18 protein-coding genes are annotated in these 25443 nt (G+C 72.5%); 8 read left to right on the top strand and 10 right to left on the bottom strand.

From position 1 onward, the window contains the following. Positions 1–74: 74 nt before the first annotated feature. Positions 75–671 (top strand): VanZ family protein, encoded by a 597-nt coding sequence (locus HHX33_RS28220; RefSeq protein WP_182877239.1) that lies wholly within the window; start codon positions 75–77, stop codon positions 669–671. On the opposite strand, the gene HHX33_RS28215 is transcribed toward HHX33_RS28220, so the two are convergent. Further along, the gene (locus tag HHX33_RS28215) at positions 613–1359 is read right to left on the bottom strand and encodes a class I SAM-dependent methyltransferase (RefSeq protein WP_182877238.1); all 747 of its coding nucleotides are present in this window, start codon (positions 1357–1359) and stop codon (positions 613–615) included. The two genes, HHX33_RS28220 and HHX33_RS28215, sit on opposite strands and share 59 nt — an antisense overlap. A 121-nt stretch (positions 1360–1480) precedes the next feature. Between HHX33_RS28215 and HHX33_RS28210 the strand changes: the two genes are divergently transcribed. Next, positions 1481–1783 carry a hypothetical protein gene (locus HHX33_RS28210; protein WP_182877237.1) on the top strand — a complete coding sequence of 101 codons (303 nt, stop codon included), beginning with the start codon at positions 1481–1483 and terminating at the stop codon, positions 1781–1783. A 20-nt stretch (positions 1784–1803) separates the two neighbouring features. Here HHX33_RS28210 and HHX33_RS28205 read toward each other — a convergent pair whose 3' ends face one another. The 6 genes from HHX33_RS28205 to HHX33_RS28180 all read right to left on the bottom strand — a co-directional run bounded on the left by HHX33_RS28205 (position 1804) and on the right by HHX33_RS28180 (position 11797). Next, positions 1804–2505, bottom strand: coding sequence for an SDR family oxidoreductase (locus tag HHX33_RS28205; protein WP_182877236.1), 702 nt, complete (start codon positions 2503–2505; stop codon positions 1804–1806). Between the two features lie 88 nt (positions 2506–2593). After that, entirely contained in the window at positions 2594–2947 is a 354-nt protein-coding gene (locus tag HHX33_RS28200; RefSeq protein WP_182877235.1) for an ester cyclase, read from the bottom strand. A gap of 32 nt (positions 2948–2979) precedes the next feature. Further along, positions 2980–4449: a hypothetical protein gene (locus HHX33_RS28195; RefSeq protein WP_182877234.1), complete on the bottom strand. Its 1470-nt coding sequence runs from the start codon at positions 4447–4449 to the stop codon at positions 2980–2982. A gap of 324 nt (positions 4450–4773) precedes the next feature. Further along, positions 4774–7170, bottom strand: coding sequence for a cellulose binding domain-containing protein (locus HHX33_RS36575; RefSeq protein ID WP_182877233.1), 2397 nt, complete (start codon positions 7168–7170; stop codon positions 4774–4776). Between the two features lie 590 nt (positions 7171–7760). Then, positions 7761–10814 carry a bifunctional [glutamine synthetase] adenylyltransferase/[glutamine synthetase]-adenylyl-L-tyrosine phosphorylase gene (locus tag HHX33_RS28185; protein ID WP_182877232.1) on the bottom strand — a complete coding sequence of 1018 codons (3054 nt, stop codon included), beginning with the start codon at positions 10812–10814 and terminating at the stop codon, positions 7761–7763. A gap of 245 nt (positions 10815–11059) precedes the next feature. Continuing rightward, positions 11060–11797 carry a type 1 glutamine amidotransferase gene (locus HHX33_RS28180; protein WP_182877231.1) on the bottom strand — a complete coding sequence of 246 codons (738 nt, stop codon included), beginning with the start codon at positions 11795–11797 and terminating at the stop codon, positions 11060–11062. Between the two features lie 378 nt (positions 11798–12175). Between HHX33_RS28180 and HHX33_RS28175 the strand changes: the two genes are divergently transcribed. Continuing rightward, positions 12176–13519 (top strand): serine hydrolase domain-containing protein, encoded by a 1344-nt coding sequence (locus tag HHX33_RS28175; RefSeq protein ID WP_182877230.1) that lies wholly within the window; start codon positions 12176–12178, stop codon positions 13517–13519. 130 nt (positions 13520–13649) lie between these two features. After that, positions 13650–14537, top strand: a complete 888-nt coding sequence (locus tag HHX33_RS28170) for an alpha/beta hydrolase (protein WP_182877229.1) — start codon at positions 13650–13652, stop codon at positions 14535–14537. On the opposite strand, the gene HHX33_RS28165 is transcribed toward HHX33_RS28170, so the two are convergent. After that, a complete protein-coding gene (locus HHX33_RS28165) occupies positions 14538–15281 on the bottom strand; it encodes a hotdog fold domain-containing protein (protein WP_182877228.1) in 744 nt (247 codons plus the stop codon). It lies immediately after the preceding gene. A 162-nt stretch (positions 15282–15443) separates the two neighbouring features. Then, positions 15444–16805 (bottom strand): type I glutamate--ammonia ligase, encoded by a 1362-nt coding sequence (gene glnA, locus HHX33_RS28160; protein ID WP_138461265.1) that lies wholly within the window; start codon positions 16803–16805, stop codon positions 15444–15446. A 178-nt stretch (positions 16806–16983) separates the two neighbouring features. Between glnA and HHX33_RS28155 the strand changes: the two genes are divergently transcribed. Then, the gene (locus HHX33_RS28155; protein ID WP_182877227.1) at positions 16984–19056 is read left to right on the top strand and encodes a sensor histidine kinase; all 2073 of its coding nucleotides are present in this window, start codon (positions 16984–16986) and stop codon (positions 19054–19056) included. A 94-nt stretch (positions 19057–19150) separates the two neighbouring features. Here HHX33_RS28155 and HHX33_RS28150 read toward each other — a convergent pair whose 3' ends face one another. Further along, a complete protein-coding gene (locus HHX33_RS28150) occupies positions 19151–20110 on the bottom strand; it encodes a DUF5937 family protein (protein WP_310741563.1) in 960 nt (319 codons plus the stop codon). Positions 20111–20180: 70 nt separating this feature from the next. On the opposite strand from HHX33_RS28150, the gene HHX33_RS28145 reads away from it, so the two are divergent. The 3 genes from HHX33_RS28145 to HHX33_RS37430 all read left to right on the top strand — a co-directional run bounded on the left by HHX33_RS28145 (position 20181) and on the right by HHX33_RS37430 (position 25418). Next, the gene (locus tag HHX33_RS28145) at positions 20181–21398 is read left to right on the top strand and encodes an MDR family MFS transporter (RefSeq protein WP_182877226.1); all 1218 of its coding nucleotides are present in this window, start codon (positions 20181–20183) and stop codon (positions 21396–21398) included. 81 nt (positions 21399–21479) lie between these two features. Then, positions 21480–23660, top strand: a complete 2181-nt coding sequence (locus HHX33_RS28140) for a sensor histidine kinase (RefSeq protein ID WP_259402932.1) — start codon at positions 21480–21482, stop codon at positions 23658–23660. A gap of 252 nt (positions 23661–23912) precedes the next feature. Beyond that, positions 23913–25418 (top strand): BTAD domain-containing putative transcriptional regulator, encoded by a 1506-nt coding sequence (locus HHX33_RS37430; RefSeq protein WP_182877225.1) that lies wholly within the window; start codon positions 23913–23915, stop codon positions 25416–25418. Positions 25419–25443: the final 25 nt, after the last annotated feature.

The following is a 25443-nucleotide window of genomic DNA, read 5'->3' as shown; positions in this document are numbered from 1 at the left end:
CGGCCATCGGCCGGCGCCCCACCACGGCGCCGGCCGATGGCCGTTCTCATGCCCGCCGGTGCCATCATGATCGGGTGCATCAGGCGTGGAACGCGTGGGGGCCCGTCGTCGTGGCGGCTGTCGTGGCCCTGCCTGCCGCGGCTCTCCTCGCGTTCGTGCTCGCACGCCTCCGGGACCGGAGGGGGCATCCCTTCCCCCGCCGCACGGCCGTCGCGGATGTCGCCATCGTCGCCGGAACCGCTCCGTGGATCTGGATGATCCTCACGCCCGGAGCGGGACAGGGCGTGCAGTTGGTTCCCCTCCTCGACCTCGTGGACCAGATCACGCGGATGTCACCCGGGGCGGCGTTCGTACAGATCGTGGGCAATCTCCTGGTGTTCGCGGCACTCGGTGCGATGCTTCCCGTCCGCTCGGCGCGCTTCGCCTCGCTCACCGCGGTCGCCGCCGTCACGGCCACCGCCTCGCTCACCGTCGAGATCCTCCAGCACGCCCTGCGGCTCGGGCGGGTGAGCTCCGTGGACGACGTCATCCTGAACACGGCCGGAGCCGTGCTCGCGGCCCTCGCCACCCGCCGATGGTGGATGCCGAAGCGAACGGCGGAAGAGAGCGCGGTCAGGCCGCCTGGTCCGGGAGGCGGTAGACGGACACGTGGGAGGGCGACTCGGCGGTGAACTCGGCGCCGGCCCAGTCCGCGTGCCTGGACTCCAGCTCGAAGCCGGCCAGTTGGGCCATGAGGTCGAGCTCGGCCGGCCAGATGTAGCGGTGCGGGCTGCGGAACAGGGTGGCCTGCCTGCTCTCGTCGAAGGTGAAGTGATGCGACACGAGGTGCTGGCGCAGTAGGTCGTAGGTGTCCAGCCCGATGTAGCCGGGCTCCGAATGCCACACCACGGCCTGCCGCCCCGGTGGGAGCGCGCGTAGCTCGGGCACCCCGAGCTCGATCACGAACCGCCCGCCGGGCACGAGGTGACGGGCGGCGTTGCGGAAGCACGCGACCTGCTCGGCCTGGGTGAGCAGGTTCGAGATGGTGTTGTAGACGAGGTAGACGAGCGAGTACTCCCCCGGCGCGACGGCCGTCGCCATGTCGCCGACGATCACCGGGATGGCTGCCTCGTCCGCCTTCGTCCGCAGTTGCCCGATCATCGGAGGGGACAGTTCGATGCCGGTGACGGGCACTCCCCGCCCGGCGAGCGGGACGGCCACGCGCCCGGTCCCGATCGCGAACTCAAGGGCCCGTCCGTCTCCCGCGAGCTCGGCGAGACGGTCCACCGCCGGCCCCAGGACCTCGGGCGCGAACATCCCCCGGCCCGGCGTGTCGTAGCGTCCGGCGGCCTCGGCATCCCAGATCTGCTCTTGACGCATGCGCTCCACCATCGTCCTGGGATATTCGTACCGTCCACTGATTTTCCGGGCCGCTGAGAAAGGACGACGTGCGGGCGACGGTGCGGCAGGACACGGAAACGGGCGGCGACCGTACGCGCTGGTGGCCCTCGACGTACCGATGAAGGCGGCCTTCCTGGTCTCCGAACCCGCCCTCACGAGATACGTCGAGTCCGTGCCCGGCGAGAAGCGCTGGGAGAGCAGGCGCGATCACGTCGGGCTGTTCACCGTGAGCCGATTCCTGCGGCAGGACGGCGTGACCGAGCTGGTGACGGCCGATTCCGGCGGCTTTCTGGAGGAATGCGGATTCGCCTATGTCCCACAGCGAGGCGCCAGGCTTTCCGACTTCTCCAGCGTCGACCGCCTGACCGACAGGTGGTACGCCGTGTGCACCGACTTCGACTGACCCGGCGCCGCCGCGGGCGGTCAGGTGGGCTGGCCGATGGGCCGCACGACGACCGTGTTGACGTCGACGCCGCCCGGCTGCGCGACGGCCCACACGATGGCGTCGGCGATCTGGTCGGCGGTGAGGAGGTTCCCCTCGGGCAGAGCGCCCAGCCCATCCCAGAACGGGGTCTCCACGCGGCCTGGAGCGATCAGGGTGACGCCCACACCGTCGGCGGTCACCATGCGCCGGGTGTTCTCGGCCAGGCCCGTCACCGCCCACTTGGTCGCGCCGTAGATGTTGCCCGGGGTGTTGACGAACCCCGCGACGCTGCCGACGAGGACGATCCGGCCCTTCGACCGCTTCAGTTCGGGTAGCGCGGCCCTGATCAGCAGGGCGGGCCCGAGCACGTTGGTCAGCACCATCTCCCGCCACCCGGCCGGGTCGCCGTCGGCCAGGGTGTCGTGGGTGGCGAAGCCCGCGTTGGCGATGGCGGTGTCCAGCCGCCCGAACTCCTTCACCGTCGTCTCGACGGCGGACAGGACCGCGTCGTGGTCGGCCGCGTCGGCCGGGATCGTCAGCAGGCGGCCGGGGTCGCCGATCGACTCGGCGAAACGCCTCAGACGGCCCTCGTCACGGCCGGTGACGCTCACTCGGTGCCCCCGGTCGAGCAGGCGCCGGGCGGTCGCCGCCCCGATGCCGCTACCGCCCCCGGTGATGAAAGCGACAGGAGAGTCCGTCATCCGTGCCCCCATGGTGATCGATGCGTCGCGAGCGTGTTCGCGCCCGATCCGGCATTCCATAACCTGGAGCCCGCTCCAGGTCAACTCCTCACGAAAGGACGCTCGTGTCGCGGTAGGTCCACATCTCGGCGAGCAGGCCGTCCTGAACGCGGACGAGCCAGACGAGCCGGGTGCTCGCCGCCTCCTGACCGGCGGTTCCGGCGACGGCCACCAGATCGCCGTCTCCGAGCACGGCGTCGATCGTGAACCGGAGATCGGGCCGCGCCTGGCGGATCCGCCCGACGGCCTGCCGGACACCGTCGGGCCCGGCCACTTCGGGGTGAGCGTGGTCGACCCAGGCAGGGCTCAGGATCTCGTCGGCCGCCGACGCGTCCCCCGTGTTCCACATCTCGAAGTAGCGCGTCACGAGCCATCGGGCAGAGCGGGTGACGTCGGCGCCCATCGGCGATTCGTCCTCCTTCGAGTCGGGGAAGATCAGCCGGACGAGCCCTGGGATCGGCTGCGCATGCCGCTGACGCGGCGCAGGATGTCCCACCAGAACGGCGCGCCGAACAGCACGGCGACGAGGGTGAGCAGCAGGCCCGGCCAGTGGCCCGGGGTCGTGAGACGCCGCCACCAGTCCTCGCCGTGCCACTCCCAGACCGGGCCGCCGGCGTCCATGCTGACGCTGACCGGGGCGTGCGTGAAGATCTTGACGAACGCCGGGGTGCTCAGCACGTCGGTCACGCACGCGTAGGTGTCCTGGGCGGGCGCGCACCTCTCACGCAGCGGCTCCAGCGCCTCCGGGCCCGACTGGGCGAAGGCGGTCACCTCGCTGCGGTAGGCGTTGTCCTGCAGCAGCGTCTTGCCGTACTCCAGGGAGTCCAGGCCGAACAGCAGCGTGACGAGGAGGCCGAGCGCGGCGATGACCCAGCGCACGTAGCGGCGGTAGAGCAGGGTGAGCCGCTCCATCTCCCCGTCGAACCAGTCCTCCACCCCGCGCCGGAACGCCTCCAGGTCGTGGCTGGCCCTGTTCCACACCGCCTTCAGCGGCCGGGAGAGCGGGCTGTTGAGCGCGTCGAGGTCGCGCATGAGGGCCTCGACGCCGCCGTGCTCGGTGGCGATCTCCAGGACGGCGACGGCGAAGCGCGCCGGAGGGATGTCGGCGATGCTCGTCCGGCCGCGCTTGGCGTGATCGATCTCCTGCAGGCGCTCGTGGAGCAGTTCGGCCATCGACTTGCCCTCGCCGGGCAACGCCACTCCGCCCACCGCCGCGTCACCCGCCACCGCATCGGCCATCCCGCCGACGGCGGCCCCGTCCGCCACGCCCGCGGCCATCTCACTCGCGTCCAGGGTGAGTACGGCCCGCTCCAGGGGATCGGCCTGCTCGGCGGAGTGCGCGGGGTCCACCGTCGCACCCGCAGAACCCGCAGCGCCACCTGCAGTGCCGCCCACCGTGCCAGCGACCGTGCCCGCCGCCGGGCCGCCGTCCGACGGCGCGGTGGTGGCCTGCTGTACGACCGTCTGGTCGGCGGCCGCCTGCTCCGCGGCCATCATCTGCTCGGCGGCGACCGTCCCGGTCGCGGGGGCGAGCGGCGGGCTCTGCGCGGGCGGCGGCTCCTGGCTGAAGGCGGGGCGCGGGTCGCGGCCGAACGGCAGCCGCGCGAACACCCCCAGCACGGTCGCCGGCAGGCGCGAGCGCCCCTCCCCCGGCGACGGCGCCGCCGTGAGCGGCGTGCTGATCCGGCGCACGAGCCTCTTCAGGAGGTCCACGATCCGGTCGAGCCGGGAGGTCCCGTCGGCCGTCTCCGCGCCGTCGAGCGTGTCGCGGAGGTAGGCCCACAGGAACTTGCTGCGGATGCCGAGCAGCCTGACGATGCCCTCGTTGATGCCGCTGACGAGAAGCGACAGCAGCAGGAAGGCCAGGATCAACCCGATGGCGAGATCGGCGTAATACGAGATCAAAGAGATCACCCGTCCCCGTTGATACACCGTCACGGGCTGCGATGGCAACGCTCCGATGCGCACACATATGGGTCATATCGCCGCAAGCATCGCCTGAGGGCGGTAATCCCCTACTGCGGGCGCGTAGCCGCCGAGGTGCCCCATAGCCGTGGCGGTACCCCCGCCCCCTGTGATCTCCCTGTGATCCCCGCGGACCGCACACGCCCGCCGTGATCCGGCCGTCAGGTCGCACGCCTGCGGCCGTACGCGCGGATACGCGCCCCCGGAGACGGCCGCGCCGGCGCCGAGGAGCGGATTGCCCAGGCGCCGGCGCGGATTGTGAGATCAGGAGGCGGTGCAGGTCAGGGATGCCGGAGCGCCGTTGCTCCCGCTGGAGGAGCCGGTGAAGCCGAACGTGGTCGAGGCTCCGGCCCCGAGGGCGCCGTTGTAGGAGACGTTGCTCACCGAGACCGAGGACCCGCTCTGGGACAGGGTGCCGTTCCAGACCTGGGTGATGGTCTGGCCGCTGGGGAACGTCCAGCTCACCGACCACGAGGTGGTGGCGGCGGCGCCGGTGTTCCGCACCGTCACCTCGGCCTGGAATCCGCCGGGCCACTCGTTGACGACCCGGTAGGCGGCGGCGCACCCCCTGCCGCCAGGCGACTGGCTCGGAGACTGGCTGGGAGACTGGCTCGGCGACTCACTCGGAGACGGACTTGGAGACGGACTCGGAGACTGACTCGGCGAGGACGAGGGAGAGGCCGACGGCGACGGCGACGGCGACGGCGACGGCGACGGAACGGTCTCGTTCTTGATGTCCTGGTAGGCCGCCTCAAGCCCGGCGGCGGACATGACGGACCGCGCGCCGGTCGGCCAGTTGCCGTTGGTGACCGTTGTGTTGCCGTAGACGGTGTTGCCGCGGTCGCCGTTCGTCACGTCGGTGGAGCTGCTGGACGCCCAGTTGTTGGTGACCGTCAGGGCTCCGGTGTTGTTGCCGCCCTGGTAGTTGCCATGGGCGAACATCCACCAGCTGCCGTCGAAGACGTTGTTCGTCGCCGTGATGGAGCGGGATCCCTCGTCGAAGTACAGGCCGAACTGGCCCGTGCCCGCCCTCAGGCAGTAGTTGCCGCCGATCTGACCGCCGGGGTTGGCCGACAGTGTGTAGACGCACGCCCCGTCGTTCATCTGCTGCATGACGTCGTGCACGTAGTTCTGCGTGATCTTGTTGTTCGACGCGGTGGTCGCCGTCGAGTACCGCGGCTGGTAGTTGTACAGGCCCCGGTTGGTGTAGTCGGAGCTGCCGCCCGCATCGTTGGAGCCCCATCCGTACCCGAAGGCGACCCCCAGGTACGGCATGTTGTAGATCTCGTTGTGCGAGATCGTGGCGTTGGTGACATAGGTGGGCAGGAACGAGGTGATGCCCCGGTAGTCCACGCCGATGTCGTGCACCAGGTTGTTGGTGAAGCTGAGGTCGCGGTTGACCATCCGGGAGTCGCTCGGATGGTGCGCGTCGGCCTGCACCCCGCCCGCGACCACCGCACCCGCCGCGCTGTACGCGAACACGTTGCCCGTCACCGTGATCGAGCTTGCCCCCAGGCCCACGCCGGACGCGTGGGCGTTGGCGTCGTTGCCGATGCCCAGCGCGGTCTGGCCCAGGTTCAGGAACCGGTCGCGGACGAAGCTGATCGTGTTGGCCGCCGACACCTGGACGGCCGCGGGCATCTGGTTCCAGTGCGGACGCACCGACTCGAACTGGGTGCACCCATACTGACAGGACGACAGCGCGTTGCTCGGCCAGTTCCAGTCGCCCGAGATGTACGCCCCCGTCTGCTGGTCGGCGTACCCCTGGTTGCTGCTGGGCCCCAACCAGCTCGTCCCCGCGAACGTGATGCCGGAGAAGGTGATGTGGTGCGCGGGCGCGGCGTAGGTGCCGCCGAGCTGCACCAGCGACTGCAGGAGGGGAAGCTCCACGTCCGCGGTGCTCATGTTCTTCCCGGACGGCGGGATGTAGTACAGCACCCCCGTGCCGGTGTTCAGGTACCACTCGCCGGGCGAGTCCAGGAACTCGTACGCGTTCTCCAGGTACATCGGTCCCTTGCGGTAGGGGTTGACGATGGTGTCGTACCCGAAGGTGTTGTTGTTCCAGGCCGGCTGCTTCATCGTGATGAAGTTGCCGGAGATGCTCTGCACGGGCACGTACCGGTCGGTGAACGAGCCGATGCCCTGCAGCTCGATCCGGCTCTGGCCGGCCAGGTTGTTCAGGTAGCTCAGCGCGCTGTTGCTGAATCGCAGGCCGGTGCCGGTGGCGGTGAAGTCGGCCCGGTTCACCGTGGTACGGGCCCGGGTGGCCATCCGGCCGTCGACGTACAGCTGCCGGGTGTCGATCCCGGTGCCGACGCTCGCCTTCCAGATGTTCTTCCCGGAGTCGGCGACGGTCCATCCGGTGACCTGCCTGGCGCCGCTGATGACCGGGCGCCCCCCCGGCTCCGCCTGCCAGACGACCCGGTAGCCGTTGCTTCCGGAGTCGGCGGCGGTGAACCTGAGCGGCGAGGTGCGCCGGTACACGCCGTCGGCGAGCTGCACGACGACGTCGCCGGACATGGAGCCGTTCTGCGACCGGACCGCCGTCTGCGCCGCGTCCAGGGAGCACGGCTCGGCGGAGGAGCAGGCGCTGCCGGTTCCGGAGGGCGACACGTACAGGGTCGTCGTGGCGGCGATCCCCGTCACGAGCGGTCTCAGCACCGCTGCCCGAGGGGAGAAGCCATGTCGGCGCGGCTTGTCACGATGGTTCACGTGTTCTCCAGGGAGTGCTCGACGCGTCTCGTGATGGGCCGAGGACGCCGGACAGGCCGGCCAGGCGAGTACGCGCGAAGCTTCCGCCCGCGGTCGCCGTCCTGGCCGGGCCACGGGGGGCCCAGTGGCTTGAGTACTAATTACCGTGTGATCAGCGAAGTCAGTCAAGGCGCTTGTGCATGCCTATTCTCGGCACCGCACGCGAGGCGTGCGGCTCGGACGCGCTCTACCTCCACCGATATCGCGATCCACCTCAGCGTTCGTCCCCCCGGTTCGCCACTGGCAGACGATGAGTCGTACTCACCGAGGCTCCCAGCCGGGGATTCCGGTATGAAAGAAACCTGAAACGAAGCCGCAGTCGTGCGGTGCCACGGCATGCCGGACCGCCGAAGCCGGGCCGCGCACGCCGGCCCGGCGGGAGAGCGGGCCGAGAAGGACCCGGAGAGTCGCCAGGAATCTGGACAAGCGCGACCGCGCCCGGCGGGTCCCGGGAGACGGGGGACCAGCCGGGCGGCGGGGGGTCAGTCAGCAGCGAGGGGTCAGCCCTCGTAGAAGACGCGCTCCACGACGGTCCTGGCCCGCCGGGTGGCGCGCCGGTAGTCCTCCACGAAGTCCTCGGTGCCCTCCGGCGGGTAGCCGAGGGCCCGCGCGAGCAGCAGCCGCTCCTTGACCAGGGTGGGGATGCTGTCGGCGGCCCGGCCGCGCACCAGCATCAGCGCGTCGCGGATGCGCGAGGCGAACAGCCACGCCTCCGCGAGCACCGCCTCGTCGGCCGGGTCGAGCAGGTGCTCCGCCGCAGCGGCGCGCAGCGCGTCCAGCGTGCGGGTGGTGCGCAGCGCCGGTACGGCGCCCGCGTGCCGCAACTGGATGAGCTGGGCCACCCACTCCACGTCGGTCAGCCCGCCCCTGCCGAGCTTGGTGTGCAGGGCGGGATCGGCGCCGCGGGGCAGGCGTTCGGCCTCCATCCTGGCCTTGAGCTTGCGGATCTCCCGTACGGCGTCGACCGATATGCCGCCCTCCGGGTAGCGCATCGGATCGACGAGGGCCGTGAACTCCCGGCCGAGGTCGGCGTCACCCGCGCAGAACCGGGCGCGCAGCAGCGCCTGCGCCTCCCAGTGCGAGGCCCAGCGGTCGTAGTAGGCCTTGTAGGAGGCGATCGTGCGGACGAGCGGCCCCTGCCGTCCCTCCGGCCGCAGCCCGGCGTCGATCTGCAGCGGCGGGTCGGGGGCGGGCCGCGCGAGCAGCCTGCGCGTCTCCTCGGCCACCGCGTGGGCCGCGTCGGTGGCGTCCCGCTCGGCCACGCCGGGCAGCGGCGCGTGCACGAACATCACGTCGGCGTCGCTGGCGTAGGAGCTCTCCAGGCCGCCGAGGCGGCCCATGGCGATCACGGCGACGCGGGTCGGGAACGGCTCGCGCCGCTCCAGCGTGACCTTGTTGATCGCCGCGGTCAGCGCCGCCTGGATCGTCACGTCGTTGAGCGACGAGAGCGCCTGGCCGACCTCCTCGATGTCGATCAGGCCGGACAGGTCGGCGCAGGCCGTACGGAGCAGCTCCCGGCGGCGCAGCGCGCGGGCGGCGGCGACGGCGGTCTCGGCGTCCTCCGCGTAGCGGCCCACCGCCGCGGCGGCCTCGCCGGCCAGCGTCGCGGCCGGCCGTACGGCGAGCTCGGCGGGCGAGCCCAGCATGCCGACCGCGTCCGGGGCGTGCAGCAGCAGGCCGGTCACGTACTTGCTGGTGCCGAGCAGGTGGGCGAGGCGCTCGGCCACGGCGGTCTCGTCCCGCAGCAGGCGCAGATACCACGGCGTGCTGCCGAGCTTGTCGCTCACCTGGCGGAACCCGAGCAGTCCGGCGTCCGGGTCGGGGGCATTGGCGAACCAGCCGAGCATGACCGGCAGCAGCGTGCGCTGGATGGCCGCGCGGCGGGAGACGCCGCTGGTGAGAGCGGCGATGTGCCGTAAAGCGCCCTCGGGGTCGGCGTACCCGAGCGCCTGGAGCCGCGCGGTGGCGGCGGCCGCGGACAGACGGGTCTCGGTCTCCGGCAGGCGGGCGACGGCCTGCAGCAGCGGCCGGTAGAACAGCTTCTCGTGCAGCCTCCGCACCTCCAGCGCGTGCCGCTTCCAGGTGGTGGTGAACTCTCCCACCGGGTCGGTGATCATGCCGAGCCCGCGGCCGATCCGCCGCAGGTCGGCGGTGTCCGACGGCACCACGTGCGTGCGGCGCAGCCGGTGCAGCTGGAGCATGTGCTCGACCTGCCGCAGGAAGGTGTACGCCTCGGCGAGGGCCTTGGCGTCGTCCCGTCCGACGTAGCCGCCCCGCGACAGGGCGGCGAGGGCCGACAGCGTCGCCCTGCGGCGCAGCAGCGGGTCGGAGCGGCCGTGCACGAGTTGCAGGAGCTGGACGGCGAACTCGATGTCCCGCAGCCCGCCGGGCCCCAGCTTGATCTGCCGGTCGGCCTCGCTCACCGGCACGTGCGCCTCGACCCGGCGGCGCATGGACTGCACGTCCTCGACGAAGTTGGGCCGCGCCGCGGCCTGCCACACCAGGTCGTTGACCGCGGCGACGTACTCCTGGCCGAGGTCCAGGTCGCCGGCGACCGGCCGGGACTTCAGCAGCGCCTGGAACTCCCAGGTCTTGGCCCAGCGGCGATAGTAGGCCAGGTGGCTTTCCATGCTGCGGACGAGCGGGCCCATCTTGCCCTCGGGACGCAGGTTGGCGTCCACCTCCCACAGCGCGCCCTCGCGGGTGCTCGCCGAGCAGGCCCGCATCATGCCCTGCGCGAGCCGCGTCGCGATCTGCAGCGCCTTGGTCTCGTCGACGCCCTCCTTCGGCTCGGCCACGAAGACGACGTCGACGTCGGAGATGTAGTTCAGCTCGCGCGCCCCGCACTTGCCCATGCCGATGACGGCGAGCCGCACGTCGCCGGCGTCCACCACCTCCGCCCTGGCGATGGCGAGGGCCGCGTCGAGCGCCGCGGCGGCCAGGTCGGCCAGCGCGGCGGCGGTCTCCGCGAGCGTGCACTCGCCGGTCACGTCCCGCGCGGCCAGGTCGAGCAGCCTGGTCCGGTGGGCGACGCGCAGCGCGTCCATCGCCTGGGCGGCCACGCCCGGTTCGGCCGCGCCCGCCGTGGCCCCGCCGGCCACCGGCTCGGCGGCGTCCGGGTCCGCCCCGACCGCCAGCAGCAACTCCTCGCACAGCTCACGGGCGACGGGCCACTGCGGCGACCCGGCCACCGTCAGGCAGTCCGGGTGCCGTACGACGTGCTCGCCGAGCGCCGCGCTGATCCCGAACACACCGAGCAGCCTGCGGCGCAGCGCTGGATCGGCGCGGAACGTGCCGAGCACGCTCGGATCCCGCTCGACCAGGCGGCTCAACGTGGTGAGCGCGAGATCGGGGTCGGCCGCCCTGACCAGGTCGTCGAGCAGCGCGAAGTCGCCGACCGCCTCGGGGCCGAGGTCGTCCAGCAACCGTTCGGCCCGCGCGCCGTCGGCGAATCCCAGTGCGGCCAGGCGCCCAGCCGTCGTCTGTATCCGCGGCGCCGCGTTCACCGTTCCTTCCTCCACCCCGACGTCGATCACGTCGGTCCCCCGAGACATGCCTTCCCAGTAACCGTACACAGGGATGGACGCCTCCTCGCAGAGATCGGTCCCCCCTCGGGACCCGATTCCCGAACGGACGCCTCCCGGCGTCCACTGATGTCGCAGCTCGGCGCGTGCCGGGCTCGCGCACACGGTAACCCGGTGGGTTGTGCGGCGTCCTTAGCGGTTTCTCTGCGTAATCGGCGCATCACGCGGTTTGCCCGCGCCCCTTTCCCATGCCTCCCGCACGGCGGGACGGCAGGTCAGAGCCGTGTCACCTGGGCCGCGAACGCCTCGGCCAGCGGCCTCCAGGTCTGTTCGAGCTCCCGCCCTGCGGCCGTGACCTGCGTGGTCAGCTCCGCCGCCGCCTCGGGCGCGAGCTCGCCGCTCCCGGCCCAGGAGGCGAAGATCTCGGGCGTGGCCTCGGGGTGGAACTGCACCGCCCAGGCGTGGTCACCGAGCCGGTAGGCCTGGTTGGCGTACCGCGCGCCGGTCGCGAGGCGCACCGCGCCGGGCGGCAGGGTGGTCATCGCGTCGTAGTGGTACTGCACCGTCCGCAGAGGCACCGATCGCAAGGGCTCAGATCGCAGGGGTACCGTCCCGCCGGGCGGCGCGGACAGGAGCGGGTCGTCCGCCGCCTCGGGCAGCGGTTCGATCTCGCAGAGGCCGATCTCCGGGCCAGCGTCGCCGCGCTCGACGGTCCCGCCGCAGGCCAGGGTCATGAGCTGGGCGCCGAGGCAGATGCCGAGAACCGGGACACCGCCGTCCACCGCGCGCGCGAGCAGGTCCCTGGTGGCGGGCAGCCACGGATACCCCTCGTCGTCCCACGCGGCGGCGGCGCCGCCGAGGACGAGCAGCCCGCCGCCCGCGGTCGCGGGCACCGCCTCTCCCTTGTACGGCCGGACGACCTCGACGGCGACGCCGGCGGCCTCCAGCCAGCCGGCGAAGTAGCCCAGACCGGCCTCGGCCTCGTGCTCGATGACGAGCAGACGTTCATCCATGCGCGCAGCTTAAAGACACATATCAGGACATGCGATACCTGGGTCGCGCGCGCACAGCCGCCGTACCCAGATGGCCACGGCGGGGTCGTCGCCCGGCCGCACGACCGCGGGCGCGGGGAGTAACGGCCGGTCCCAAGATGAGTAGTGACTGCTCTATCCGTACGTGCCGGAGGGCCCCGACGCTGATGCGTGCAGACCCCGAGCCGTCCGAGATGAGGCAGAAGTGTCCGAGAACGACGATGTCAAGGTCCCTCAGCCGGGACAGAACCAGGCGCCCTTTCCGCCGGTCGTGCCCATCGGCGCGAACCACAACGAGATCGCGATCGAGGCGTGATCCGCCGCGGAGGAGCGATCGGACCCTCCGGTGACGGAGATCCGATGAAGCGGAAGAGACTGACCCGGCGCGACTTCGGCCGGGTGGCGGGGCTGGCCGGGCTCGGAGTGGCCGGAGGCGTCCTCCTGCCCGGGGCTCGGGGGACGGCACGCGCCGACACCTTCGAGCCCGAGTTCCCCAGGCCCGTCTTCAAGGTGACCGGCTCGACCGATCCCGGGCTGGACGCCTTCAACCAGGCCATGAGCAGGTTCATGCAGGACCGGAACATCTCCGCCGGTTCCCTGGCCGTCAGCCGCAACGGCAAGCTGGTGCTGGCCCGCGGATACAGCTTCTCGCGCAACCTGCATTTCACGGTCGAACCGACCGCGCTGTTCCGGCTCGCCAGCGTCAGCAAGCCGATCACCGCGGCGGCCGTGCTCAAGCTGGTGCAGGCCGGAAAGCTCAGCCTCGACGACAAGCTGACCGACCGGCTCACGCTGACACCGCCGCCGGGCAAGACCGCCGACGCCCGGCTGGGGAACGTGACCGTGCGCAGGCTCCTCCAGCACCTGGGCGGCTGGGACAGAGCCCTCACGCCGGACCCTATGTTCCTCGATTCCGTCATCGCGAGCGAGCTCGGCGTGCCGCTCCCGATCAGCCGGTCCAACATCATGCGGCGCACGACCGGCGTACGGCTGGACTTCGACCCCGGGGCCAGGTACGCCTACAGCAACTACGGCTACATGCTGCTCGGCCGGATCATCGAGAAGGCCGGGGGGATGCCGTACGCCACCTATGTCCAGGAGAAGATCCTCAATCCCCGGGGCATCACCAGGATGCGCCAGGGCCGCTCCCTGCCCGAATACGCCGCCCCCGGTGAGGTCTCCTACGAATCGAAGCGGGAGGCGGTCTACGTCTTCGACTCCTCCGGCAGTCTGGTGCCGTCCCCCGACGGCGGCTTCAACCTGGAGAACATGGACGCCCACGGCGGCTGGCTGGGCAGCGCGGTCGACGTCGTTCGGTTCGGCGACCTGTTCGACCAGCGCGGGATCAGGTACGACCCCGTCCTGGACAAAATCACCTTCCCGACGCTGGAAGGCGACTCGATCGACCAGGCGTTCGCCCAGCCGGAGATCGGGGTCCAGCCGGGCGGGTGGTGGTACGGGTGCGGCTGGGTCGTCCGCAACGCCGGAGGCGGCATCGACGCCGCCCACAACGGCAGCCTGCCCGGCACGACCACCCTGCTCGTACGCCGCCACGACGGCCTCAACTGGGCCGCCCTGTTCAACCGGAGGCGTGACGACGACACCGAGCTCGACTTCGACGCGTCCATCGACAACGCCCTGCGCCAGGCGGCCAACGCCGTGACGTCGTGGCCCTCCGTCAACCTGTACCGGGACTACCTCTGACCGGTGCCCCTACCGGCTCTGTGCCCGGCCGGGTCCGCCACCGAGCGAGGAGGCGAACCTGCCGGGGCACGCCCCCGGCCTCAGGCGCCCGGGTCAGGCGCGGCATGCGCGGTTCCGTACAGTCCGTTCCATGAAGTTCGACGAAGTCGCCGTCCCCGGCGGGCGGCTGCGGATCGCCCGGTTCGGCGACGGCCCGCGCCTGATCATCGCGGCGCACGGCATCAGCGCCTCCCTCATGGCCTGGCGGGCGGTGGGCGACGCGCTGCCGCCCGGCTGGTCGCTGGTCGCCGCCGACCTGCGCGGCCGCGGCCACAGCGCCGGCCTGCCCGGCCCGTACGGCCTGGACCGGCACGCGGAGGACCTGGAACTGGTGGCCCGGCACGTCGGCGCGGACGGCACCAGCGTGCTCACCGGGCATTCGATGGGCGCCTACGTCGCCGCCCTGCACGCCGCCGCTCGAACCGGGGCCGCGCGGGATGGAGGGTGGCGCTATGCCCGGGTCGTGCTGGTGGACGGCGGCCTGCCGCTGCCGCTGCCGCCGGGCGCGGACCCCGACGAGGTGATGGCGGCGACGCTCGGCCCCGCCATCGCCCGGCTCTCCCGGACCTTCCCGGACGTGGAGGCGTATCTCGACCTGTTCCGCGCCCACCCCGCGCTGGCCGGCGACTGGTCCCCGGTCGTCGAGGAGTACGTCCGCTACGACGCCACCGGACCGGACGGCGCCGTACGGTCGCGCGTCCGCGAGGAGGCCGTACGGCAGGACGGCCGCTGGCCCCTGACGAGACACGCGGAGCTCGGCGCGGCGCTCAAGGCGATCGAGCCCGCGCCGCTGCTGCTCCGCGCGCCCAGAGGGCTGCTGAACCAGGACATCGGGCTGCAGCCCGACGATCTCACCGCGCGGTGGAAGGCGGAGCTGCCGGGGCTGCGCGACGAGGTCGTCCCCGACTGCAACCACTACACGATCCTGTTCGATCCCCGCTGCGCCGCGCTCGTCGCCGCCCGCCTCACCGCCGGCTGATCACTTGGGGATGATCCAGGTCGCCTGGGCGGCGGCCACCAGCGTGCCGTCCACCTCGTAGACCGCGCTGGTGCCGAAGATCTTGCGGCCCTCGCGGCCGGTCGCACGGGCGACGACGGAGTACCTGCCCATCGGATAGACCCGGCGGAACACCTGCCCGGTGAGCCGCCCGAGGAGCGGAGGCCGGGCGGGCTCGGCGCCGGTGAACGAGCGGTGGTGCGCCCACCCGGTGGCGCAGTCGAGCGCCGCCCAGACGATCGAGCCGGGGACCACGCCCTGCTCGTCGGTGACGTTGAACGGCACCCGCCATCCGGCGGCCACCAGGTCGGTGCCGTCCACCGGACCGGGGAAGATCCGCAGGCCGTCGCCAGGCTCGCGCAGCCCGCAGGCGAAGCAGCCGGCGATGGCGTGGCCGTGCAGTCCGGGGAAGCCCGCCTCCGCCCGCGCCGCGTCGGTGAACGACACGAACGGCGGCGGCGTCAGCGGCTCCGCGACGGGGATGGCCTCGGCGAGATGGCTCTCGCCGACGCTCAGGACGACGGCGTTGCCGACCTGTTCGAGCGTCAGCCCGGTTTCAAGCGGGACCGGTCTGCGGAGGGTGACCTCCACCGGAGATTCATGACCGGCCCCCGTCAGCGTGCCGGCGAGGGTGCCCGCGATCCATCCGCCGTTGGCGGTGCCCTCGGGCCCCCGGAAGCGCTTCGGTACGGTCAGAACGGTCTGCAGTCCCGCAGCCGCCGTCATATGGCCACGTCCTCCCTGAGTCACGTCGATACGGCTCACCCGTAAGGGTCGCAACAAGTGCGCCGATTTTACTGTTCCGGCATACGAAACAGTTAAACGGACGGGAGTGTCAGGAAGATTTGCAACCTGTAACGTCGCCGTGACGCCGGGACGGCGCGGCGGCTACAGCACCGGCAGGTAGCGGCCGAGCTCGTACTCGGTCACCTGGCGGCGGTACTCCTGCCACTCCGAGCGCTTGTTGCGCAGGAAGTAGTCGAAGACGTGCTCACCGAGGGTCTCGGCGACGAGCTCGCTGTGCTCCATCGCCGCGATCGCCTCGTCGAGCGACTGGGGCAGCGGCTGGATGCCGAGCGCCCGCCGCTCCGAGCTGGTGAGCGCCCACACGTCGTCCTCGGCCCCCGGCGGCATCTCGTACCCCTCCTCGATGCCCTTGAGCCCGGCCGCCAGGATGACGGCGAAGGCGAGGTAGGGGTTGCAGGAGGAGTCGAGCGACCGGAACTCGATGCGGGTGGAGCCGCCCTTGTGCGGCTTGTACATCGGCACCCGCACGAGCGCCGAGCGGTTGTTGTGGCCCCAGCAGATGTACGCGGGGGCCTCGCCGCCGGCTCCGGCGATCGCCTCGGCGCCGCCCCACAGCCGCTTGTAGGAGTTCACCCACTGGTTGCACACGGCGGTGATCTCCGCGGCGTGCCGGAGCAGGCCGCCGATGAACGACCGGCCAATCTTGGAGAGCTGGTAGTCGGATCCGGGCTCGTAGAAGGCGTTGCGGTCGCCCTCGAACAGCGACATGTGCGTGTGCATGCCGGAGCCGGGGAAGTCGGTGAACGGCTTGGGCATGAACGAGGCCCACACGCCCTGCTCCAGCGCCACCTCCTTCATCACCAGCCGGAACGTCATGATGTTGTCGGCGGTGGTGAGCGCGTCGGCGTACCGCAGGTCGATCTCCTGCTGGCCCGGCGCGCCCTCGTGGTGGCTGTACTCCACCGAGATGCCCATCGACTCCAGCATCATGATCGCGTTGCGGCGGAAGTCGTGGCCCGCGCTGTGCGGGGTGTGGTCGAAGTAGCCGCCCTCGTCTATCGGCTCGGGCCTGCTGCCCTTCTCCGGCCGGTTGCGCAGCAGGAAGAACTCGACCTCGGGGTGGGTGTAGAAGGTGAACCCCATGTCGGCCGCCTTGGCCAGCGTCCGCTTCAGCACGAAACGCGGGTCGGCGTGCGACGGCGAGCCGTCCGGCATCAGGATGTCGCAGAACATGCGGGCGGCGCCCGGTGTCTCGCTGCGCCACGGCAGGATCTGGAACGTCGAGGGGTCGGGCTTGGCCAGCATGTCCGACTCGTAGACCCGCGAGAAGCCCTCGATCGCCGAGCCGTCGAACCCGATGCCCTCGGCGAAGGCGCCCTCCAGCTCGGCCGGCGCGATCGCCACCGACTTCAGGAAACCGAGCACGTCGGTGAACCACAGCCGGATGAACCGGATGTCTCGCTCTTCGAGCGTGCGGAGGACGAATTCCTGCTGGCGGTCCAAGGCGTACCTCTCGGAGTTACAGAACGGCGTGTCTACCAGTTTGCCTCGTTCGTGTTTCACAGGGGTTACGAGGGGGTGTGAGAGCGAACCAACCGCCCCCGCGCGTAGTCGTTGCTCATTGATCCGGCGTTGATCCGTCGTCCAGTGAGCATCGACCCGCGCGTTCTACGGTCCCCGCATGCCGGTGCACGACCAGAAGGAGTTCCCGCCCGTGGCACGACCGCCGCTCGACACGCGCGCCCGCGACTGGTCCGGCCGGGTGCGGGCGTACGGCCCGGCCGTCGCGGTGGCCATCGCGTGCGCGGCGATCGCCCTGGAGATCGGCGACATCTGGGTGACCGCGCAACTGCCGCCGTCCCCCTACAACCCGCTGCCGTTCGCTCCGGAGGACGTGGCCGGCACCACGTTCCCGATCTTCGGGGCGCTGCTGGTGATCTCCCGGCCCCGGCTGCTGCTCGGCTGGCTGCTGTGCCTCGGCGGCCTGGGCTCGGCCGCCAACATCCTGGCGGCCAACACGGCGGCCCTGCTCGTCCTGAACGGGGGGCATCCGCTGGTCCACCCGCTCTGGGTGTTCGCCGACGGGGTGTGGAACCTCACGACGTACGCGCTGGGCGTGCTGCTGCCGTTGCTGTATCCGACCGGGCGGATCCTGTCCAAGCGCTGGTGCGTGCCCGGGGCGATCACCGCGACGGCCCTCGGCCTCGACTGGCTGTGCTCGTGGATCGCCCCGTCGAGCGTCCGCACCGGCGGCAACGCGCTGGAGGTGGCGGCCTTCGCGCCGTACTACGCGCAGACCCGGCAGGGCCTGCACATGGTCGTCGCGGTGGGCATGGCGCTGGCGTTCTCCTCGCTCGTCGTGCGGTTCCACCGGGCCGACGGGATAGAGCGCCGGCAGATCCTCTGGCCGCTGGTCGCCATGGCCGGCCTGGTCGTCCCGTGGGTGATCGGATATCCGGTCTGGTGGACGGCCACGCTGACGCTGCCCCTGGTGCCGGCCGCGATCGCGGTCGCCGTGCTGCGCTACCGGCTCTACGGCATCGACACGCTGATCAGCCGCGCCCTCGTCGGCGCCGGCCTGGTCGGCGTGGTCGCCGCCGTCTACGTGCTCGTGGGCGCGGGCTCCAGCCTGGTCCTGTCCGGCGTCGACCGGTTCGCCGGGCTGGCCGCGGCCCTGTTCGCCGGGGCGTTCTTCCATCCGATCCGCCGCGGGCTCCAGCGCCTGGCCGACCACGCGTTGTACGGCAGGGGCGGCGACCCGCACGCGCTGGCCGCCGGGCTGCGGCGGCGGCTGCCGCACACCGACCCCGCGCACGCCCTGCTCGCCGCCCTGGAGGTGCTCCGCGACGGCCTGTCGGTCACCGGCATCGCGGTGGAGATCGACGGGAAGACCACGACCAGCGGCCGGGTGGGCCCGGTGGCCCGCGAGATGCCGCTGGTGTGGCACGGCGAGCCCGTGGGCCGCATGCTGATCGGGCCGCCGGGCCGCCGCCGGTTCCCCGCCGCCCACGACGAGCGGGTGATCGCGGTGCTGGCGCCGTACGTCGCGGACGCGGCGCACACGGTCCTGCTGACCACCGCGCTGCAGCGCTCCCGCGAGCGCATCCTGACCGCCGGGGAGGAGGAGCGGCGGCGGCTGCGCCGCGACCTGCACGACGGGCTCGGGCAGACGCTGGCGTCGATGGCGATGACGGTCAACGCGGCGCGGCTCAGCCTGGAACGCTCCCCCGACGCCGCCGACACGCTGCTCCGCGACCTGCGCGAGGGCATGGACACCGTCACCGCCGACGTCCGCCAGCTCGTGTACGGCCTGCGTCCCCCCGCGCTCGACGACCTCGGGCTGGCGGGAGCCGTACGGGCCCTGGTCGAGGAGGCCCGGCCGGGCCTGGCGGCCGGGGCGGAGTCGGCCGCCGAGGTCGAGGTGACCGGCGACCTGGCCGGGCTGCCCGCCGCCGTGGAGGTGGCGGCCTACCGGATCGTGCAGGAGGCGCTGACCAACGTGCGCAAGCACGCGCGGGCGCGGCGCGTGCGGGTGGTCCTGCATCGGAACGGCGAGCTGCGGGTGACGGTGGCCGACGACGGCGTGGGGCTCCCGGCGAACCGCAGGGCGGGCGTCGGCCTGTGCTCGATGGCGGAGCGGGCGGCCGAGCTGGGCGGCACCTGTGCCGTCGCCTCCGAGCCCGGCCACGGTACGACCGTCACGGCCCGCCTGCCGGCCGTACCCGGGCCGTCCCTCGGCGGCGCGTGGTCCTGACGGCCGCGCCGAACCGGCGGCACCAGAGCGGCCCCAGACTGGCGGACACAGACCGGCGGGCACAGACCGGCGGAGCCGGGTCAGCGGAGCCGGATCAGCGGGCGGCGGTCAGCGCGTCCCCGACCGGCGTCCGCCGGTAGAGCACCTCGCGGCCGAGCCGCTGTCGCGTCACGAGCCCGCCGCCCGACAGCACGGTGAGGTGCTGACTGACCGCGCCGGGCGTGAGGCCGAGCCGCCGGGCGAGCGCGGTGGTGGTACCGGGCTCGGCCAGCGCGGTCAGCACCTGGGCCCGGGTGCGGCCGATGAGCGCGGCCAGTTCCGGGGCGCAGGGCACGCCGGCCGACCACAGCGTGCCCACCCCGCGCGCCGGGTAGCACAGCATGGGCCGGTACGGCTCGTACATGACGGCGACGCCCGGCGAGGAGAAGGCGCTCGGCACCAGGACGAGGCCGTCACCGCCGAGGTCGCCGTCGTAGGCGCATCTCCTGGCCGTTACCAGACGGTCGCCGTGCCAGGCGACGTCGGGGTGCAGGTCCGCGAACAGCTCACGCACTCCCCCGGCCGCGAGCCTGCGGGCGCGCCACATCACGTCCGCCTCCAGCAGCGCGCGGACCGCCGGCCAGAACTCCTCCAGGGCGACCGTCCAGTACCGCCCGAGCAGGTTCGCCACCCGCCGTACGCCCGCGGCGGGGTCGGCCGTGAACCGCGAGAGGGCCGCGGGGTCGGGCGTCTGCACCCACGCCGCCTCCTCGTACGCCGTGCCGGGAGGCGTGGCGCGGACCCGCTCCAGCTCGCCGAGGAAGTCGGGCAGCGGCGTGTCCGGCGGCGGCGTGAGGAAATCGGGCAGATAGCCGCTCAACGGCACCAGCGCGAACAGGTCGGTGAGGTCGAGCCCCCAAAGGCGCGGCTGTACGGCCCGCAGCCACGGCAGGTGCGGCGAGTGGCGGGCGGGGGCCCGCAACACCCGGAGGCTCGCCACGAGCTCCCACATCGGGGAGAAGGCGAACCGCAGCCGCGCCACGTCGTCCGGCGTGAACCGCCACTCCACCGGCACCGCGCCCCCATGTTTCAGCCAGGCCTAAAACATTCGCACGGCGGACTCCGGATGTCCAACAGTGATCGGCGTGACAACCGTTTCCGGCAGGGCGGACAGGACAGGCGGGACGGGGTTCCTCCGGTCGAGGGCCGGCGGCCTGCCCCGGCCGTTCTGGGTGCTGTTCGGCGGCTCGTTCGTGAACCGTCTCGGCACGATGGTGGAGCCGTTCATCGGCGTCTACCTCACGCAGGCGCGCGGCGTGCCGCTGGCCACCGCCGGACTGGTGATGACCATGTTCGGCGTGGGGTCGCTGCTGGCGCAGCCGGTCGCCGGGTGGCTGAGCGACCGCTTCGGGCGCCGGGTCACCCTGACGGGCGGGATGGTCGCGACGGCCGTCACCATGCTCGCGCTCGGCTACACCACGAGCGTGCCGGGGCTCGTCGCGGGGATGCTCGTGCTGGGGATCGTGGTCGACGCCTACCGCCCGGCGTCGCAGGCGATCGTCGCCGACCTGGTGCCGCCGGAGGACCGGCCCCGGGCCTTCGGGCTGCTGTTCTGGGCCGTCAACCTCGGGTTCGCGGTGGCGATGGTGGCGGGCGGCTGGCTCGCCCGCTCGGGCTTCACGGTGTTGTTCTGGGTGGACGCCGTCACCTGCCTGGTCTTCGGCGTCCTCGTGTGGCGAGCGATCCCCGAGACCCGCCCGGCCCGTGAAGACGCGCCGCCCGGCCGGTTCGCCGACGTGCTGCGCGACCGGGTCATGCTGGCCTTCGTGCTGGCCAACCTGGCGTACGCGCTGGTCTACCTGCAGGCCTACAGCACACTGCCGCTCGCGATGACCGGGCAGGGCCTGCCGACCAGCGCGTACGGCATGGCGATGGCCGTGAACGGCCTGCTGATCGTGGTCGTGCAGCCGGTGACGACCACCTGGCTGGCCCGGTTCGACCCGTCCAGGGTGCTGGCGGCCGGGTTCGCGCTCGTCGGGCTCGGGTTCGCGCTGACCTCCCTGGTGTCGTCGGGAGCCGGGCACGCGGCGACCGTGGCCGTCTGGACGCTCGGCGAGGCGCTGACCGCCGGGATCCCGGGAGCCATCGTCGCGACGCTCGCCCCCGCCCATCTGCGGGGACGTTACTCCGGCCTGTACGGACTGTCGTGGTCGGCCGGCGCGCTGCTCGCGCCCCTCGTCGGCACCCGGCTGCTGGCGGAGGCGCCGGGCCTGGTCTGGCCGGTGCTGGGCGGCCTCGGCCTGCTCGCGGCGGGAGCCCAGCTTCTCCTCGGCCGCGCGGTCCGCCGCCGCTCCGCCGCCTGACGAAAGGGCCCGCGTCCCGGCCGGCGGCGTCCCGGTTTTCTGTTCCAGGGCGGAACGGGACAGGTCATAATTCGGTCCAGAATGGACGAGAACCCCCCTGCCTTCCCCGCGCGCACGATGGCGTACGCGATGGCGGCCGCCGCGCTCGGACTGACTCTCCTGGGGGTCGTGGTCCAGCTCCGGCTCCCCGCCGAATGGCAGCCGCATCCGGCGATCCCGCCCGACGCCGGCATCGCCCTCACGTTCCCGGCCACGGGGGCGTTCCTGGTGTCCCGGCGGCCCCGGCTCATCATGGCCTGGCTGATGTGCGCCGGCGGCCTGCTGGGGTCGGTGAACGTCGCCTTCACCGCGTTCTCGTTCTACTGGGCCTCGCAAGGTGAGATGGGCGCGGCCATCGCCGCCCGCGCGGTGTACCTCGTGGGCTGGGCGGTGGCGGGCCTGATGCTCGCGGTCCTGCTTCCGCTCTACTCCCCCGACGGCCGGCTCCCCTCACGCGGGTGGCGGGCCGTCGTCGTGGTGGGCGTCCTCACCACCGTCTTCCTGATCGTCATGGGCCTGGTGCGGCCCGATCCGGATCCCGCGGACTACCCCTGGCCGGAAGTGATCCACAATCCGCTGGAGATCAGGGCTCTCGCCCCCTACTACCAGTCGCTCTGGTTAGCGCCGCAGGTGCTCGTCCAGGTCTGCGTGGTCGCGGCGCTCGCCTCGCTCGCGCTGCGGATGCGGCGGGCCGACCCGGCGACGCGGCGGCAGATCGCCTGGCCGCTCCTGTTCTTCGCCGTGTACGTCCTGTTGTACCTGCTGGGAGCGTCGGCCTCGGTCGTGGCCACCCTGTGGACGGCGCTGATCCCGCCGTCGATCCTCTTCGCGGTCCTGCGCTACCGGCTGTACGGCATCGACACCCTCATCAGCCGGACGTTCGTCAGCGTCGGGCTGCTCGTCGTGGTCGGCGCGGTGTACTTCGGCGTCGGAGCCGCCTCCAGCCTGTTCGTCTCCGGATACCACCAGGTGGCCGGGCTCGCGGCGGCGCTGTTCGCGGGCGCGTTCTTCCAGCCGCTGCGCCGCGCCCTGCAAGGCGTCGTGGACCGCGCGCTGTACGGGCCGGTGGGCGACCCGGCGCTGCTCGCCGAGCGGCTGACTCAGGAGGTGCGGCGGGCCGACCCCGCCGACGCGCTCGCCTCGGTGGTGGCGGTCGTGCGGGACGGCCTCGCCGTGGAAGGGGTCGCCGTCGAGATCGCCGACGGCAGTCCGAGGTACGTCGAGAGCGGCCACGTGGGGCCCGAGCCCCGCGAGGTCCCGCTGGTCTGGCACGGCGAACCGGTGGGCCGGCTGCTGGTCGGCCCGCCGGGCGCCCGGAGGTTCGCCGCCGCGCACGACGAGCGGGTGCTCGCCACCCTGCTCCCCTACGTGGCCGACGTGGCCCACGCCGTACGCATGGCCGCCGACCTGCAGCGGTCGCGGGAGCGCATCCTGGCCGCCCGCGAGGAGGAGCGCCGGCGGCTGCGCCGCGACCTGCACGACGGGCTCGGCCAGACCCTCGGGGCCATGGCGATGACGATCAACATCGCGCGGATGAGCCTCACCCGGTCGCCCTCCGCCGCCGACGGCCTGCTGCGGGACCTGCGGGTGGGCATGGACGCCGTGGCCGGCGACATCCGCGAGCTCGTGTACGGTCTGCGTCCCCCCGCCCTCGACGACCTCGGGCTGGCGGGTGCCGTACGCGCCCTCGCGGCGGAGACGCTGCCCGCCGGCGGCTCCGGGGACGAGGAGGACGCTCCGGCGCCGGTGGGCGTCGCGGTGCGGGCCGAGGGCGACCTCGCCGGGCTGCCGGCCGCCGTGGAGGTCGCGGTCTACCGCATCGTGCAGGAGGCGCTGAACAACGTGCGCCGCCACGCGCGCGCCACCCGGGTCCAGGTCGAGATCACCCGGACCGGAGCGGTGGCGGAGACGGGACCTGGAGCAGAGGCGAAGGCAGGAGCGGGGACGGGGACGGGGGCGGGACCTGGAGCCGCGGCGGCAGAGGTGGAGGTAGGAGCGGGGGCGGGGCCTGGAGCGGAGGCAGAAGCGAGGGCGGAGGACGGCGGCGGCGAGCTGCGGGTGCGGATCACCGACGACGGCATCGGCCTGCCCGCCCACCTGCGCGCGGGAGTGGGCATGTCCTCGATGCGCGAACGCGCGGCGGAACTCGGCGGAAGCTGCACCGTCACCGCCCCGGACATCGGCGGCACGGTCGTCGAGGCCCGCTTCCCCCTCACCTCCTGACCCCCCGAACCGCCTGATTCCCCGCGTTGCCCGCATCGCCTGCCCCGCACTGCCGGGCTCTCGTGCACGTCCGCTCCCGCCGCACCGCCTGAACCTCATGCCCGGCGACGGAAGTCCCCCGGGTGCCCTCCGCCTCCAGTGCCTGCATCCGGCGTTCCGGGGGGTGTGAGCAGGCATGTCATGACCTCGTGACACAACCGAAAGGCGCGCGGCGCGTCTTCGGGGGTCGCTGCCCTTACGCTTACCCGTGCGATGGTGATTTTTCGTGCTCTGGGGCCGTTCGAGGCTATTTCCGATGGCGAGACGCTCGATCTGGGCGGGCAACGGCAGCAGGCCGTGCTCGCCCGGCTACTCGTGGCCGGAGGGCGCGCGGTGCCGGTGAGCGCGCTCATCGACGAGCTGTGGCCCGGCGAGCCGCCCGCCCAGGCGCTGTCCACCATCCAGGGGTACGTCTCGCGGCTGCGGCGGGCGCTCGAACCCGGCCGCGCGCCGCGCGAGGAGGCGGGCATCCTGGTCTCGGCTCCCCCGGGCTACGCGCTGCGCGCCGGTGTCCAGGACGTGGACTCCTGGCACTTCGAGCACCTGGTCAAGAGCGACCACGACGGACCGGCCGCGACACTGGAGCGGATGGAGACGGCCCTCGGCCTCTGGCGGGGGCCCGCGCTCGCCGGGTTCCAGGAGCTGATGTGGGCGCAGGCCGAGGCGATGCGGCTGGACGAGCTGCGTCTTCTCGCCGTGGAGCGCCGCGCGGACGCCGCCCTGCGGCTCGGTCGCACCGGCGCCCTGATCCCGGACCTGGAGGCGCACGCCTCCGCGCACCCGCTGCGGGAGGAGGCCTGGCGGCTGCTCGCGCTCGCGCTCTACCGCGCCGGGCGGCAGGGCGACGCGCTCGGCGCGCTGCGGCGGGCCAGGGAGGCGCTGCGCGACGAGCTCGGCCTCGACCTCGGCCCCACCCTGCAGCGTCTGGAGCAGGACATCCTCGCGCAGGCGGGGCACCTCGACGCCCCCGAGGCGGGCCCGGCCTCCGGCGCGTCGCCCGGAGCGCGGGTCGCTCCTCCCGCGCCCGACACGCCGCGCGGAACCGAGCCGGCGCGGGCCGGCGCGCGTGCCCTGCGCGTGCTGATCGCCGACGACCAGGCGCTGGTGCGCACCGGCCTCAAGGTGATCCTCGACAGCGAGCCGGGGCTCGACCTCGTCGGGGAGGCGGAGAACGGCGAGCAGGCCATCGCACTCGTCCGCGACGCGCGGCCCGACGTGGTGCTCATGGACATCCAGATGCCGCGCCTGGACGGCCTGGCGGCGGCCCGGCGGATCCTCGCGGCGGAGGCCCCGCCGAAGGTGATCATGATGACCACCTTCGGCACCGACGAGAACCTGTACGCGGCGCTGCGGGCCGGGGTGAGCGGTTTCGTGCTGAAGACCTCGGCGCCCGAGCAGCTCATCGCGGCGGTCCGGGCGGCCGTCGCGGGGGACGCCCTGCTGGACCCGGCGGTCACGACCCATCTCATCTCCGCCTTCGCCGGGCGGCGCGACCCGTCGGCGCCGGAGGGCCTGTCCGACGCCGACGTCGACCTCATCAAACTCGTCGCCCGGGGATTCACCAACCGGCAGATCGCGATGACCCTCGACGTGCCGGAAGGCGAGGTCGCCGGCGACGTGACGGCACTGCTGCGCGCGCTGGGGCTGGTCGACCGCGCCCAGCTGGTGGTCCTCGCGTACGAGAGGGGTCTGGTCAGCCCGGGAACGCCCGGCGCCTGAACTACTTATCGTCAGTTTGACGACA

The sequence above is a fragment of the Microbispora sp. H10670 genome (genome assembly GCF_014161385.1).
Classification (GTDB): domain Bacteria; phylum Actinomycetota; class Actinomycetes; order Streptosporangiales; family Streptosporangiaceae; genus Microbispora; species Microbispora triticiradicis.
This window is presented reverse-complemented; position numbering and strand designations above follow the sequence as displayed.

Coding starts and splice junctions, on each gene's coding strand:
- HHX33_RS28175 (WP_182877230.1), top strand. CDS start 12,176: ATGAAGCGGAAGAGACTGACCCGGCGCGACTTCGGCCGGGTGGCGGGG.
- HHX33_RS28140 (WP_259402932.1), top strand. CDS start 21,480: ATGGACGAGAACCCCCCTGCCTTCCCCGCGCGCACGATGGCGTACGCG.
- HHX33_RS28155 (WP_182877227.1), top strand. CDS start 16,984: ATGCCGGTGCACGACCAGAAGGAGTTCCCGCCCGTGGCACGACCGCCG.
- HHX33_RS28200 (WP_182877235.1), bottom strand. CDS start 2,947: ATGGGCGCCGACGTCACCCGCTCTGCCCGATGGCTCGTGACGCGCTAC.
- HHX33_RS28215 (WP_182877238.1), bottom strand. CDS start 1,359: ATGCGTCAAGAGCAGATCTGGGATGCCGAGGCCGCCGGACGCTACGAC.
- HHX33_RS28185 (WP_182877232.1), bottom strand. CDS start 10,814: ATGTCTCGGGGGACCGACGTGATCGACGTCGGGGTGGAGGAAGGAACG.
- HHX33_RS28180 (WP_182877231.1), bottom strand. CDS start 11,797: ATGGATGAACGTCTGCTCGTCATCGAGCACGAGGCCGAGGCCGGTCTG.
- HHX33_RS37430 (WP_182877225.1), top strand. CDS start 23,913: ATGGTGATTTTTCGTGCTCTGGGGCCGTTCGAGGCTATTTCCGATGGC.
- HHX33_RS28170 (WP_182877229.1), top strand. CDS start 13,650: ATGAAGTTCGACGAAGTCGCCGTCCCCGGCGGGCGGCTGCGGATCGCC.
- HHX33_RS28165 (WP_182877228.1), bottom strand. CDS start 15,281: ATGACGGCGGCTGCGGGACTGCAGACCGTTCTGACCGTACCGAAGCGC.
- HHX33_RS28205 (WP_182877236.1), bottom strand. CDS start 2,505: ATGACGGACTCTCCTGTCGCTTTCATCACCGGGGGCGGTAGCGGCATC.